At 63.7% G+C, this 14,091-nt stretch carries 14 protein-coding genes; all 14 read right to left on the reverse strand.

Features of this window, described 5'->3' with window-relative positions; all coding sequences use genetic code 11:
• Window positions 1-108: 108 nt before the first annotated feature.
• On the reverse strand, window positions 109-552 hold the full coding sequence (gene dut, locus GE073_RS14145; RefSeq protein ID WP_028597384.1) for a dUTP diphosphatase: 444 nt from the start codon (window positions 550-552) through the stop codon (window positions 109-111).
• Window positions 533-1,828 carry a M16 family metallopeptidase gene (locus tag GE073_RS14150; protein WP_052332938.1) on the reverse strand — a complete coding sequence of 432 codons (1,296 nt, stop codon included), beginning with the start codon at window positions 1,826-1,828 and terminating at the stop codon, window positions 533-535. Before GE073_RS14150 ends, dut begins: the two co-directional genes overlap by 20 nt.
• 10 nt (window positions 1,829-1,838) lie before the next feature.
• Complete coding sequence (locus GE073_RS14155; RefSeq protein ID WP_153783722.1) at window positions 1,839-2,822, reverse strand: polysaccharide deacetylase family protein; 984 nt, start codon at window positions 2,820-2,822, stop codon at window positions 1,839-1,841.
• A gap of 176 nt (window positions 2,823-2,998) precedes the next feature.
• Window positions 2,999-5,098, reverse strand: coding sequence for a polyribonucleotide nucleotidyltransferase (pnp, locus tag GE073_RS14160; RefSeq protein WP_028597386.1), 2,100 nt, complete (start codon window positions 5,096-5,098; stop codon window positions 2,999-3,001).
• A gap of 196 nt (window positions 5,099-5,294) precedes the next feature.
• Window positions 5,295-5,564 (reverse strand): 30S ribosomal protein S15, encoded by a 270-nt coding sequence (gene rpsO, locus GE073_RS14165; protein WP_028597387.1) that lies wholly within the window; start codon window positions 5,562-5,564, stop codon window positions 5,295-5,297.
• A gap of 166 nt (window positions 5,565-5,730) precedes the next feature.
• Window positions 5,731-6,681 carry a bifunctional riboflavin kinase/FAD synthetase gene (locus tag GE073_RS14170; protein ID WP_153783723.1) on the reverse strand — a complete coding sequence of 317 codons (951 nt, stop codon included), beginning with the start codon at window positions 6,679-6,681 and terminating at the stop codon, window positions 5,731-5,733.
• Window positions 6,682-6,711: 30 nt separating this feature from the next.
• Entirely contained in the window at window positions 6,712-7,629 is a 918-nt protein-coding gene (truB, locus tag GE073_RS14175; protein ID WP_153783724.1) for a tRNA pseudouridine(55) synthase TruB, read from the reverse strand.
• Window positions 7,626-8,609: a DHH family phosphoesterase gene (locus GE073_RS14180; RefSeq protein WP_084136535.1), complete on the reverse strand. Its 984-nt coding sequence runs from the start codon at window positions 8,607-8,609 to the stop codon at window positions 7,626-7,628. Before GE073_RS14180 ends, truB begins: the two co-directional genes overlap by 4 nt.
• The gene (rbfA, locus tag GE073_RS14185; RefSeq protein ID WP_028597391.1) at window positions 8,606-8,962 is read right to left on the reverse strand and encodes a 30S ribosome-binding factor RbfA; all 357 of its coding nucleotides are present in this window, start codon (window positions 8,960-8,962) and stop codon (window positions 8,606-8,608) included. Before rbfA ends, GE073_RS14180 begins: the two co-directional genes overlap by 4 nt.
• Before the next feature lie 16 nt (window positions 8,963-8,978).
• A complete protein-coding gene (gene infB, locus GE073_RS14190; protein ID WP_153783725.1) occupies window positions 8,979-11,798 on the reverse strand; it encodes a translation initiation factor IF-2 in 2,820 nt (939 codons plus the stop codon).
• On the reverse strand, window positions 11,791-12,117 hold the full coding sequence (locus GE073_RS14195; protein ID WP_373864109.1) for a L7Ae/L30e/S12e/Gadd45 family ribosomal protein: 327 nt from the start codon (window positions 12,115-12,117) through the stop codon (window positions 11,791-11,793). The genes infB and GE073_RS14195 overlap by 8 nt, the downstream gene beginning before the upstream one ends.
• Complete coding sequence (gene rnpM / locus GE073_RS14200; protein ID WP_028597394.1) at window positions 12,107-12,424, reverse strand: RNase P modulator RnpM; 318 nt, start codon at window positions 12,422-12,424, stop codon at window positions 12,107-12,109. Before rnpM ends, GE073_RS14195 begins: the two co-directional genes overlap by 11 nt.
• 22 nt (window positions 12,425-12,446) lie before the next feature.
• Window positions 12,447-13,544 carry a transcription termination factor NusA gene (gene nusA / locus GE073_RS14205; RefSeq protein WP_101809227.1) on the reverse strand — a complete coding sequence of 366 codons (1,098 nt, stop codon included), beginning with the start codon at window positions 13,542-13,544 and terminating at the stop codon, window positions 12,447-12,449.
• A 26-nt stretch (window positions 13,545-13,570) separates the two neighbouring features.
• Window positions 13,571-14,032: a ribosome maturation factor RimP gene (gene rimP, locus GE073_RS14210; protein WP_101809228.1), complete on the reverse strand. Its 462-nt coding sequence runs from the start codon at window positions 14,030-14,032 to the stop codon at window positions 13,571-13,573.
• Window positions 14,033-14,091 lie beyond the last annotated feature (59 nt).

Raw genomic sequence — 14,091 nt, forward strand, 5'->3', positions numbered from 1 at the left:
CGGATCACGCCGCAGCCGAGCCCGAAAAAGCCGCAGCCGCGGCCATCCCGTAAAAGGACGGCCGCGGCTGCGGCTAAGCTATAGGCTATGGAAGAGGCGTCGCTCGGCTCACTTGCCCGTATGGCCGAAGCCTCCGGCTCCGCGAGCCGTATCGGGAAGCTCGTCCGCCTCCTCGATCGCCACGGGAGGCACGGACTGGAACACCATCTGGGCGATCCGCTCGCCCCGCGCGATGAGGAACGGCTCCTCGCCGTGGTTGATCAGCAGCACCTTGACCTCGCCGCGATAGTCGGCGTCGATCGTGCCGGGCGAATTGAGGCAGGTGACGCCGTGCTTGTAGGCGAGCCCGCTGCGGGGGCGGATCTGCGCCTCGAGCTCCGGCGGCATCGCCATCGCGAAGCCCGTCGGGACGAGGATGCGCGCTCCCGGCTGGAGCACGACCGGCTCCGCGACGGCGGCGTGCAGGTCGAAGCCCGCCGCAGCGGCGGACATGCGCGCCGGAAGCGGCACGTCCTCGTTGCCCGGAAGCCGCTTAAATTGGACTTGATGCAAAGCGGTCCCTCCTCAGAGCCGCGGCCGGCCCTTCTTCCGTTCCGACCATCGCGACGGCGAAAGGCTTCTCCAGCATGCGCGCGGTGACGGTACGGATGTCCCCCATCGTCACGGCCTCGATGCGCTCGATGATCTCGTCCATCGTGAAGTGGCGGCCGAGCATGAGCTCGTTTTTGCCGTTGCGGTTCATGCGGCTGCTCGTGCTCTCCAGGCTGAGGATGAGGCTCCCCTTGAGCTGCTCCTTGCCCCGGCGCAGCTCCGCCTCGCTCAGGCCCGATGCGGAGACGTCGGCGAGCAGCTCCATCGTCAGGTCCAGCACGTCGGCCGTCTGCTTGGGCGCCGTGCCCGCATAGACGGTGAACAGGCCGGAGTCCGCATAGGAGGTATGGTAGGAGTAGACGGAGTAGGCCAGGCCGCGCTTCTCGCGGATCTCCTGGAACAGGCGCGAGCTCATCCCGCCGCCGAGGGCGTTGTTGAGGAGCACCATCGCATACAGCTTGTCGTCGTCGATCGAGCAGCCGGGGAACGTGAGGCAGATATGGTTCTGCTCCGTCTGCTTCGGATGGAACAGATACTGCCCGTTGAACGCCGCAGGCGTCAGGCTGCGGCCGGCGCCGCGCGCGCTCATGCCCGAGAATTTCTCCTCCAGCAGCGCGAGCAGCGCCTTCTCCTCAATGTTGCCCGCCACGCTGATGACGGTATTCTCGATCGTATATTGATCCTGCATATAGCGGCGCAGGTCGTCCGGTCCCATCGCCTCCAGCCGCTCCTCCAGGCCGAGGATCGAATAGGCGAGCGGATGGTCCCCGTACGACGCGCGCGAAGCCTCGTCATGGACCTTGTCGTCCGGCGTATCCTCGTACATCGAGATTTCCTCGAGGATGACGTTTTTCTCCTTGGCCAGCTCCTCCTCGTCGAAGCGGGAGTTGAAGAACATGTCCGCCAGCGCATCGATCGCGAGCGGCAGATGCAGGTCAAGCACCTTCGCGAAGTAGCATGTATATTCTTTGGCTGTGAATGCGTTCACGTTGCCCCCGATGCCGTCGAACAGATCCGCGATGTCCTTGGCGCTGCGCGTATCGGTGCCTTTGAACAGCATGTGCTCGATGAAATGGGAGATGCCGTTGTTGGCCGGGGTTTCGCTGCGCGAGCCCGTCTTCACCCAAATCCCGAAGGAAACGGAGCGGCAGGTCGGGATCGGTTCCGCGACGACGCGAAGCCCGTTGCTTAGTCGATATAGATTCACCGGTTCTCCTCCTCGAAGTTTAACTATCATCATATCAAAATCAGCGGCCGCTCTCAACCGCGCCGTCCAGCCGCTCCTCGGAAAGCGTCTCGCTCACCGGGACGAGGCTCAGCCCTTTTTGCTTGGCCGAATCGATGATGCCCTGAAGCGCGCGGCTCGACGCATAGGTCGGATGCATCAGCACCAGCGAGCCCGGCTTCAGGCCGCGGGATATTTTGGCGAGCACCGCATGCGGCTGCGGCTTCATCCAATCGACCGTGTCGAGCGTCCACAGCACCGTCGTCATGCCCTGCTCCCGCGCAGCCTTCACCGTGAGCGCGTTGAAGCTGCCTGACGGAGGCGCGAAATAAAGGCTTTTCACGCCGAGCGTCTGCTCGATCAGCGAGCTCGTGCGCTCGATCTGGCTGCGCTGCTGCGCCGGGCCGAGCCGGCTCATGTCGGGATGGGTGTAGGCATGGTTGCCGATCTCATGGCCGCCCTCCTTGATCTTGAGCGCCAGCTCCGGGTATCGCTTCAGCCAGCTGCCGTCCAGGAAAAACGTCGCCTTCACCTCGTTGCGCCGCAGCGTCTCGAGCATCGGCTCCAAATATTCATTGCCCCAGGCCACATTGATCATGAGCGAGGCGGCAGGCTTGGCCGGATTGCCCTTGTAGACCGGCTCCAGCGGAAAGTCCGCCAGCCTTTTGGCCGGCGCGACCGGCTTGTAGCGGAACGTCAATCCATCCTCCGGCCGCTGCAGCGTCGCCCGGTAGGAAGCCTCCACGTCGACCTCCCGGCCCTCGTAGCCTGGAATGGCGCGGAACCAGCGGTCGACCGACGCGTCGACCGGCGGCACGTAGCGGCTCGCCGCCTCCTCCCGGATCTGATCCAGCAGCGAGCGGTCCGCGTCCTTCGCCGCCATCGCCGCGCGCAGCTCGCCGTCTCCCAGCGAGCGGACATACGTTCCGGCCGGGCTCCAGGCCGCAGCCGCGAGCACCAGCACGGCCCCGCATGCGGCCGACGCGCACCATGCACGGAGATTCATCTGCCTCACCCTCCACCTGTTCTCCCCCCAATGTATGAGGAGATCAAGTCGATTATGCGGCTTGGCCCATTTCTCCGGGACAGGTCCTGATTCGGCGGCGGGACGCGGCGGCGCCAAGGCAATAAAAAAGAATCAGAGGCGACGCTCTGATTCTTGGTTCGTGCTGCTCGGCGGCTCTAGGAGCCGGCTGGCGTCTCAGCGGTGAGGACCGCTTTGCGGGACAGATTGATGCGTCCCTGCCCATCGATCTCGGTCACCTTGACGGTAATGACGTCGCCGATGCTGACCGCGTCCTCGGTCTTCGCAACGCGCTCGGTCGACAGCTGCGAGATGTGGACGAGGCCGTCCTTGTTCGGCAGGATCTCGACGAACGCGCCGAACTTCTCGATGCGCTTGACCGTGCCGGTGTAGATCTCGCCGACGACGACTTCCTTGACGATGCCCTCGATGATCGAGCGCGCGCGCTTGTTCATCTCTTCGTTGGACGAAGCGATGTACACCATGCCGTCCTGCTCGATGTCGATCTTGACGCCGGTCTCTTCGATGATCTTGTTGATGATCTTGCCGCCGGCGCCGATGACGTCGCGGATCTTGTCCGGGTTGATGCGGAGCGTCATGATCTTCGGCGCGTACTGCGACAGGCTCGCGCGCGGCTTGTCCATGACCTCGTTCATCTTGCCGAGGATATGCATCCGGCCGACGCGCGCCTGCTCGAGCGCCTGCGTCAGGATGCTGCGGTCGATGCCGTCGATCTTGATGTCCATCTGGATCGCGGTGACGCCTTCCGCCGTGCCGGCTACTTTAAAGTCCATGTCGCCGAGATGGTCTTCCATCCCCTGGATGTCCGACAGGATGGAGAAATGGTCTCCGTCCTTGATGAGGCCCATCGCCACGCCGGCTACCGGAGCCTTGATCGGCACGCCGGCATCCATCATCGCCAGCGAGCTGGCGCAGATGCTTGCCTGGGACGTGGAGCCGTTGGACTCCAGCACCTCGGAGACGAGGCGGATCGTGTACGGGAAGTCCGCTTCGGACGGCAGCACCTTGGAGAGCGCGCGCTCTCCTAGAGCGCCGTGGCCGATCTCGCGGCGGCCCGGAGCGCGCAGCGGACGGGCTTCGCCGACGCTGAACGGAGGGAAATTGTAATGGTGCATGAACCGCTTGGTCGTTTCCGGGCTGATTCCGTCGAGAATCTGCACATCGCCGAGAGCGCCGAGGGTGCAGATGCTGAGCGCTTGCGTCTGGCCGCGCGTGAACAGGCCCGTGCCGTGCGTGCGAGGCAGCAGGTTGACATCGCATTCGATCGGACGGATCTCGTCCAGTCCGCGTCCGTCCGGACGGATCTTGTCATGCGTGATCAGGCGGCGCACTTCTTCCTTGACGATGTCGTACAGCGTTTCCTTCACGTCGCCCATGCGCTCCGGCTGGTCGGCGTACAGCTCCTCGAAATGCGCCACCGTCTCGCGGTTGATGGCGTCGATCGCTTCCTGGCGAGCATGCTTCTCCTCGATCCGGATCGCTTCCACGAGGCGAGCGGACGCGAAGCCGCGCACCTCGGCGCTCGTCTCGGCGTCGACGGCATGGAGCACGACGTCCATCTTCGGCTTGCCGCTCAGAGCGGTCAGCTCGTCGATCGTCGCGCAGATCTTCTTGATTTCGTCATGGCCGAACATGATCGCTTCGAGCATGACTTCCTCGGACACCTCGTTCGCCTCGGCCTCGACCATCATGATCGCGTCGCGGGTTCCGGATACGACGACATGGATGTCGCTCTTCTCTTCCTGCTCGACGGTCGGGTTGATGACGAACTCGCCGTCCACGCGGCCGACGATGACGCCGCCGATCGGGCCGTTGAACGGAACGTCGGACACGCTCAGCGCGGCGCCCGTGCCGATCATCGCCGCGATTTCCGGCGGGCAGTCCTGATCGACGCTCATGACGAGGTTGAGCACCTGCACGTCATTGCGGAAGCCTTCCGGGAACAGCGGGCGGATCGGACGGTCCGTCAGGCGGCTCGACAGGATCGCCTTTTCGCTCGGGCGTCCCTCGCGCTTGATGAAGCCGCCCGGGATTTTGCCGACGGCATAAAGACGCTCTTCGTAGTTGACCGTCAGCGGGAAGAAGTCCAGATCCTTCGGACCCGAGGACGCGGTCACCGTGCAGAGAATGACGGTATCGCCGTAGCGCACCGTAACCGCCGCGTTGGCCTGCTTCGCCAGGCGTCCGGTCTCGAGTACGAGCTCGCGGCCGCCGAGTGTCATTTGAACCTGGTGCATAATATCCCTCCTATTTGTTGAATCCATTCGACAGGCAGCTTCCGAATCCTCTGCCCTCCAGCTGCGCGAGCGGCAGGGAACGAATTATGTATGGGTGCAGGTAAGGTTTCCTTCATGATAAAAAGCAACCCGGCTGCGCCTCGTCCGGAATCCCGGACAGCTTGCAAACCAGGTTGCTTCTTTTACAGCGGCATTCCTAGCGGCGAAGGCCAAGCTTCTCGATCAGAGCGCTGTAACGGCGTACATCGTTGTTTTTCAGGTAAGCCAGCAGCTTGCGGCGCTGACCGACCATTTTCAGAAGACCGCGGCGCGAGTGGTGATCCTTCTTGTGCGTCCGCAGGTGGTCTGTCAGGTTGACGATGTTCTGAGTCAGGATAGCGACCTGAACCTCGGGGGAACCCGTGTCAGTTGCATGCGTCTTGTGCTCTTCGATGAGCTCTTGCTTGCGTTCTTGCGTAAGTGCCATCCATGTTCACCTCCAAATTCGTTATCGTTGCCTAAGTCGCCGTCAGCCTCGCCGCCGCCGGTGAGAGCGGCCGGCCAAGCCGGGGCCAGCGTATCCAGAGGAAGCCTCTTGGACAACATGACACAGTATAGCATCAACGGAGCCTAAAGTAAACCGGAATGCTCCGTCAGCCCCGAAGCAGCTCGGCGGACCGGTCCCGGTCCTTGCCCAGCTGCTCCACGAGCTCCGCCACGCAGGAGAACTTGCGCTCGGGCCGCAGGAAATGAAGGAACTCGATGCGCACGCGCAGGCCGTACAGATCCCCCTCGAAGTCCAGCAGATGGGCTTCGAGGACAGGCACGATGCTCTCCTTGTTGAAGGTCGGCTTCATGCCGTGGTTCAGCACGGCGGGCAGCGTTTCCGCCGGATGGCCGTCCCGCTCCGGCAGATGGACGCGGACCGCGTAGACGCCGAGGCGCGGCACGACATAAGCGGCGTCCTGCAGGACATTCGCGGTCGGAAAGCCGATCGTGCGCCCCCTCGCGTCTCCGTGGACGACGACGCCGCTCACGGCGTACGGGCGGCCGAGCAGCTCGGCGGCCAGCTCGACCTGCCCGTTTTCCAGCGCTTCGCGCACGTAGGTGCTGCTCACCTTTTGCCCGTCGCGGCTGTAGGCCGGCATGATCTCGACTCCGAAGCGGCCCGCTCCGAGCTCGCCGAGGCTGGTCGCGCTGCCTTCGCCGAAATGGCCGAAGCGGAAGTCGAAGCCGACGACCGCATGGCGGACGCCGAGACGCAGCAGCACCTCGTCGACGAATACGCGCGGACTGATTTCGGCGAAGGCGGGCTCGAAGCGCATGACGTATGCCGCATCGACGCCGGCCTGCCGGAACAGCTCGAGCTTGTCCTCCAGCGGCGTCAGGCTGGCGGCATAGCCGCTGCCTCGCCCGAGCACCTCGCGAGGATGGGGATCGAACGTCATGACGGCCGCTCGGATGCCGGCGGCGGAAGCATGGGCTACGGCCCGCTCGATGACCGAGAGATGGCCGAGATGCACGCCGTCGAAATGGCCGATCGCCAGCGCGCAAGGCTCATGGACCGAGCCCTCCAGCGGATAGCTTACAACATGGATCTCCATTTGCTCTCCCACCTGCATTTCTCTTTAGGTTCAGACCTCTTCCGGACGGGCGAACACCTTGACCGCCTTCAGCATGCCGTCCTCCGGCTCCGCTTCGAACAGGCCGGCGAACAGGCCGCTATGGCTGTAGAGCCGGATCATGCCGCCGGCTGGAGCCGTCCCGTCCAGCCAGTCGAGCGGAATCCGCCGGCCCTGCAGCGCCTGGCGCACGGCGGGAGTGGCCGCCGTGAGGGCGGGGATATGCGAGAGCGTGCGGTCGGCCGCCAGCAGCGGACTGCCTTCCGCTCCATCCCGCTGCAGCGCCTCCAGCTGCTCCAGCGTGACGCAGTCCTCGCGGCGGAAGCCCGCGGACTCGGTCCGCGTCAGCTCCGCCATCGCCGCGGGCACGCCCAGCTTCTCGCCGATGTCGACGCAGAGCGTGCGGATATAGGTGCCTTTGGAGCAGAGCACGCGGAACCGGATGCGGGGATGGTCGAGGCTCAGGTCCGCCTCAAGCAGCTCCAGCTCGTGGATCGTCGCCTGGCGAGGCTTGCGCTCAACCGTCTTGCCCTCGCGGGCCAGCTCGTACAGCCGCTTGCCGTCGACCTTGACGGCGGAGTACATGGGCGGCAGCTGCCAGATGTCCCCGACGAACGAGAGGAGCGTCTCCTGGAGACGCTCCTCTCCGATTTCGACCGAATCGACCTGCGCGATCGTCTCGCCGGTCAGATCCTGCGTATCGGTCGCCACGCCGAATTGCAGCACCGCCTCGTATTCCTTGGGCAGCTCCTGCAAGTACTCGACGAAGCGCGTCGCCGGTCCGATGCAAAGCGGCAGCACGCCGGTCACCATCGGATCGAGGGTGCCGGCATGGCCGATTCGCTTCGTGCGAAGCAGCCGGCGGCATTTGGCTACGACGTCATGGGACGTCCAGCCGGCCGGCTTCCAGATCGGGAGGATTCCATTCATCTCGGCTCCAGCGCCTCCCCGATGGCGGACAGAAGCGCCTCGATCTGGACATCGTCCTCGAGACGGCAGCCGGCCGCGCGGATATGGCCGCCGCCGCCGAACGCCGAGGCGATCGCGGCGACGTCGAGCGTTCCGCCGGAGCGGAGGCTCGCCTTGACGCTGCCGTCGCGCAAGCCCTTCAACAGGACGCCTGCCTCCACGCCTTCGACGTTGCGGGCGTAGTTCACGAGCCCTTCGAGATCCTCGGGCGCGGCGCCGATCTCCGCCATGTCCTCCGGCGTGATGAGCATCGAGCAGACCCGGTCGTCGAACCGGAACTCCATCCGGTTGAGGCCCAGACGCAGCAGCTTGAGCTGCGGCAGCGTCATCGTCTCCAGCAGCCGATCCGCGATGCGGTAGCCGTCCGCGCCCGCCTCAAGCAGCCGCGCAGCGGTCTGCATGACGCGGGTATCGGTGTTGGAATAACGGAAGCCGCCCGTGTCGGTCAGCAAGCCCGTGTACAGCAGCTCCGCCGCGGCCGCATCGAGCGCATGGCCGGATGCCGCGATCAGCTCGAACAGGATCTGCGCCGTCGCCGCCGCCTCCGGCACGATCAGATTGCAGACGCCGTAGGCGTCGTTCGTCGGATGATGGTCGATATTGAGCAGCTCGGCGCCTTCCGCGAACCGCTCGGACAGCTGGCCGATCCGCTTGAAATCGGCGCAGTCGACCGCTACGATCCGCTTGAAGCGGAGGTCGGGAGCGAGCGAGTCCAGGCTCAGGATCCGCTCGCTGCCGCTCAAAAAGCGAAGGCGATCCGGCACCGGATCCTGGTTCGCCAGCACGACGCGCTTGCCGAGCCGGTCTAGCAGCCAGGCGGCGGCGAGCGTCGAGCTGATCGCATCCCCGTCAGGCTGAACATGGGAGACGACTAAATAGTCGTCTCCCTCGTTCAGAAAACTCATTGCGGCTTCGAAGTCGCGGTGCATGCCGCCGCTCATTCGCCGCCGTTCTCCCGGTTGATCTTCGTCAGAAGCGATTCGATCCGGCTGCCGTACTCGATGCTGCCGTCGAACTTGAACAGCAGCTCCGGCGTATGGCGAAGGCGGATCCGCTTGCCGAGCTCGGAGCGGATGAAGCCGGTTCCCCGCGCCAGAGCCTTGAGCGTCTCTTCCTTCTGATCGTCGTTCCCGAGCACGCTCAAGTAGACGCGCGCCTGGGACATATCGTTCGTGACGTCCACTCCGGTTACCGTAATGAAGCCGATGCGGGGATCTTTGAGCTCGGTCTGGATGATCTGGCTGAGCTCCTTCTTGATCTGCTCCCCGACGCGGCCGACACGGATTTTAGCCATGATGGACCACCTCTTCTTAGCGTTCTACCTTTTCCTGGACGAAGCCTTCGATGATGTCGCCTTCCTGGATGTCGTTGAACTTCTCCAGCGTGATGCCGCACTCGTAGCCTTGCGACACTTCCTTGACGTCATCCTTGAAGCGCTTGAGCGTATCGATCTTGCCTTGATGCACGACGATGCCGCCGCGAATGACGCGGGCTTCGGCCGAGCGCGAGATCTTGCCGTCCGTGATCATGCAGCCGGCGATCGTGCCGACCTTGCTGACCTTGAACAGGTTGCGCACTTCGGCATGGCCGGTGACGACTTCCTTGAAGATCGGGTCGAGCATGCCCTTCATCGCCTGCTCGATCTCCTCGATGACGTTGTAGATGATGTTGTGCAGGCGTACGTCGACCTTCTCCTGCTCGGCCGCTACCGCCGCCTGGGATTCCGGACGGACGTTGAAGCCGATGACGATCGCGTTGGAAGCCGAAGCAAGCGCGATGTCGGATTCGGTGATGGCGCCTACGCCGTTGTGGATCGACTTGACGCGCACGCCTTCGACCTCGATCTTCTCGAGGGAGCCGCGCAGCGCTTCGAGAGAGCCCTGCACGTCGGCCTTGATGATGACGTTGAGGTCCTTGATCTCGCCTTCCTTGATGTGCTTGTAGAGATCGTCCAGCGTGACGCGGGAGTTCGCGCCCATCTCGGACTGGCGCTGCTTGATCGAGCGGCGCTCGGAGATCGCGCGGGCTTTGCGCTCGTCCTCGAACACCATGAACGGATCGCCGGCTTGAGGCACTTCCGTCAAGCCTGTGATCTCGACTGGAGTCGACGGATCGGCTTCCTTGAGACGGCGTCCCTTGTCGTTGATCATCGCGCGTACGCGGCCGAACGTATTGCCGGCGACGAACGCATCGCCGATCTTGAGCGTGCCGTGCTGCACGAGCACGCGGGCGACCGGACCTTTGCCCTTGTCGAGCTCGGCCTCGAGCACGGTGCCGCGAGCGCGCTTGTTCGGATTCGCTTTATAGTCGTTGACCTCGGCCACGAGCAGGATCATTTCGAGCAGCTCCTCGAGGTTGGTGCGCTGCTTGGCGGAGACGTTCACGAAGATCGTATCGCCGCCCCACTCTTCCGGCACGAGCTCATATTTGGTCAGCTCTTGCTTGATCGTATCCGGGTTGGCATCCGGCTTGTCGATCTTGTTGACCGCCACGATGATCGGCACCTTGGCCGCCTTGGCGTGGTTGATCGCTTCGACCGTCTGCGGCATGACGCCGTCGTCGGCCGCCACCACGATGATCGTGATGTCCGTCACCTCGGCGCCGCGCGCGCGCATCATCGTGAACGCTTCGTGGCCCGGGGTATCGAGGAACGTGATCTTCTTCTGGTTGATCTCGACCTGGTACGCGCCGATATGCTGGGTGATGCCGCCGGCCTCGCCGCTCGTCACGTTGGTGGAGCGGATGGCGTCAAGCAGCGTCGTCTTGCCGTGGTCGACGTGGCCCATGATCGTGACGACCGGAGCGCGGGACACGAGGCTCTCCTCTTCGTCCTTCTCCTCGACCGTCTCGAAATCGTCCTCTTCGACCGGAATCTTGACTTCGACTTCCTCGACCTTGAACTCGGAGGCGACCAGCTGGATCGTCTCGATGTCGAGCTCCTGGTTGATCGTCGCCATGACGCCGAGGAAGATCAGCTTCTTGATGACCTCGGAAGCGTCCTTGTGGAGCAGCTTCGCGAGCTCGCCGACGGTCATGCTGCCGCGGACGATGATCTTTTTCGGCGTGTTGTCGATCTTGTCCCGCTGCGGCTGGCTGCTCTTGCCGCCGCGGCCGTTTTTGCCGCGGCTGCGGAAGTTTCCGCCGCGATCGTCGAAGCGGCCGCCTTGGCCGCCCGGCTTGCCGCCGCCGCGGCGGTTGCCGCCTTGGCCGCCCGGTCCGCCGCTGCGTCCCGCGCCGCCGCCCGTACCGCTGCGGCTGAAGTCGCGCTGGCCGCCGCCCGCCGGCTTGTTGTCGCCGAACGTACGCGGAGCCGGAGCCGTGCTGCGGCTCTCGCCGCGGGAAGCCGTGCCTGCGCCTGCGGCTTGGCCGGCTGGCCGGCTGCCGCCGTAGCCGCCGCCTTGACCTGCCGGACGGCCTGGGCCGCCGCCCTGGCCGCCTGGACGATTGCCGCCGTAGCCGCCGCCTTGACCTGCCGGGCGTCCTTGGCCGCCGCCTTGGCCGCCTGGACGATTGCCGCCGTAGCCGCCGCCTTGGCCTGCCGGACGGCCTTGACCGCCGCCTTGGCCTGCCGGGCGTCCTTGACCGCCGCCCTGTCCTGCCGGACGGCCTTGGCCGCCGCCTTGGCCTGCCGGACGACCTTGGCCGCCGCCTTGGCCTTGCGGACGGCCTTGGCCGCCGCCTTGACCTGCCGGACGGCCTTGGCCGCCGCCTTGTCCGCCGCGGCTTCCGCCTTGGGAAGTACGCTGAGTGCCGTTGCTGCTTGAGTTGTTCGATGTCGTATTCATAGTCACCTGTCGATCCCGTTGGTTTGGTTGTTGGGTTTGCTCTTGACGTGGAATAGTATGCACTCCTTGTTGCTCCGGCCGCTTTTCGGTCTGACGGGCGGAGGACGTGCCGGCCTGCTGGCCGCCCTGCGCCCGCTTCGCCGCGGCGTTCGCTTTGATGTCGCGGAAGAATCCTTCCACCTTGCTGACCATGCCGCTCTCCATGACGCTCATGTGGTTGTTGACCGGCGTATCCAGCCGCTTAAGAATCGTGATGATTTCCTTGCTGCTCATGTTAAGGGACTTCGCGTATTCATACACGCGAAGCTTCTCTTTGCCTTCTTTACCGTCTTGTGGTTTAGTCAATATTCTCCACCTCCGTATTCTGGCTCAAATGACCCCGAATCATGTCGGCAAATCCCCGATCCGTTATGGCGACGACCACCCTCTCTTCCTTGCCGAGGGCATGCCCGAGCGTCTCGCGGGAAAAAGCTTCGGCCATAAATACGCCGTAGGACGAGCATTTGTCACGGTATTTCTTGCGGGTGTTGCCCGAAGCGTCGGCAGCCACAAGCACGAGCGCCGCCTTTCCCTGGCGCACGGTCCGCAGCACCGTATCGTCGCCGGTCACGACTTTGCCGGCGCGCATCGCCATGCCCAGGCTGGAGAGAGCCTTATTCGCCATCCTCGTCATCCTCCTGCGCCTTGGCGGCGAGGAACTGCTCCTCGACGGAGATGAACTCGCGCTCCAGCTGGTCATAGATTTCCGGCGGCACCGCCTGCTTGAGCGCGCGGTCGAGCGCCTTGCTCTTCTTGGCGAGGCGGAAGTTCTCCGCCGTGCCCTTCAAATAGGCGCCGCGGCCGGATTTCTTGCCGGTCAGGTCGATGCTGATCTGGCCATCCGGCGTGCGGACGACCCGAATCAGCTCTTTTTTCGGAAGCATCTCCTGGCTTGCGACGCATCGGCGCAGAGGGATCTTTCTCGGTCTCATCGGCGAATTCCCTCCTTCCCGCTCAGTCGATCGTGACGGAGTCCTGGTGCATCGCGGCGCCTTGGGTCCGCTCGCGGCCGAACTCCTGCTCCGCCTGCGTCTCGCTCTTGATGTCGATCTTCCAGCCGGTCAGCTTCGCCGCGAGGCGCGCGTTCTGGCCTTTGATGCCGATCGCCAGCGACAGCTGGTAGTCCGGCACGATGACGCGGGCCATCTTCTCCTGCTCGAAGACGATGACCTCCAGCACCTTTGATGGACTGAGCGCGTTGGCGACGTACTCCTCGACGCTGTCCGACCAGCGCACGATGTCGATCTTCTCCCCTTTGAGCTCGGAGACGATCGTCTGCACGCGCATGCCCTTCTGGCCGACGCAAGAGCCGACGGGATCGACCTCGTCGTTGCGGGAGTGGACCGCGATCTTGGAGCGGAAGCCGGCCTCGCGCGCGACCGAGCGGATCTCGACGACGCCGTCGTAGATCTCCGGCACCTCGAGCTCGAACAGGCGCTTCAGCAGCCCCGGATGCGTGCGCGAGAGGATGATCTGCGGCCCTTTCGTCGTATTCTCCACCTTGGTGATGAACGACTTGACGCGATCGCCGTGCTTGAACTTGTCGGTCGGCATCAGCTCGGTCAGCGGCAGCACCGCCTCCACCTTGCCGAGGTCGACGAACAGGTTGCGCGTATCCTGGCGCTGCACGATGCCGTTGACGATATCTTCTTCTTTATCGATATAAGCGTTATAAATCAGGCCGCGCTCAGCTTCCCGGATGCGCTGCGTGACGACCTGCTTGGCCGTCTGGGCGGCGATCCGTCCGAAGTCGCGGGGCGTAACCTCGATCTCGGCCACGTCGTCTAGCTGATAATGCGGATTGATCTCGCGCGAAGCCTCGACGCTGATTTCCAGGCGCGGATCGAGCACTTCTTCCACGACGTTCTTGCGCGCATAGACCTTGATCACGCCGGTATGGCGGTTGATGTCCACGCGCACGTTCTGAGCGGTGTTGAAGTTGCGCTTGTAGCTGGAGATGAGCGCCGCTTCGATCGCTTCCAGAAGCACGTCCTTGGCGATTCCCTTCTCGCGCTCTATCTCGTTCAGCGCTTCAATAAAATCCATACTCATGAAACTGTCAATCCCCCTTTCGCGAATTAGAAAACGATAGCCAGCCGGGCGCTGGCCACCTTGGCATATGGAATCGAGTAGCTCTTGCGTCCGACCTGGACGGAGACGGTCTCTCCGTCGAAGGCGAGCAGCGGACCCTCGAATTCTTTCAATCCGTCGACCGGCTCGTACGTCGTGACGCACACCTGCTTGCCGACCGCCTTGCTGACATCCTCAGGCTTCTTGAGCGGACGCTCCGCTCCCGGAGAAGAGACCTCCAGAAAATAAGCGTCTGTGACGGGATCGTTCTCGTCCAGGCGCTCGCTCAGGTATTCGCTGATTCGGCCGCACTCGTCGATGTCGATTCCGCCGTCCTTGTCGACGAATACGCGGAGGAACCAATGGCTGCCTTCCTTGACATAGTCAATGTCGACAAGCTCGAAGCCGTTTTCGGTAAGAAAGGGCGTGATCATCTCTTCGACGACCGCCTTGATTCGGGATGTGCTCAACTCCGATAGACCCCCTGATCCAAACGTAAAAAGTAGTGGACAAAACGTGAAGAGTGGGT

The sequence above is a fragment of the Paenibacillus sp. B01 genome (genome assembly GCF_009649995.1).
GTDB lineage: Bacteria > Bacillota > Bacilli > Paenibacillales > Paenibacillaceae > Paenibacillus_O > Paenibacillus_O pasadenensis.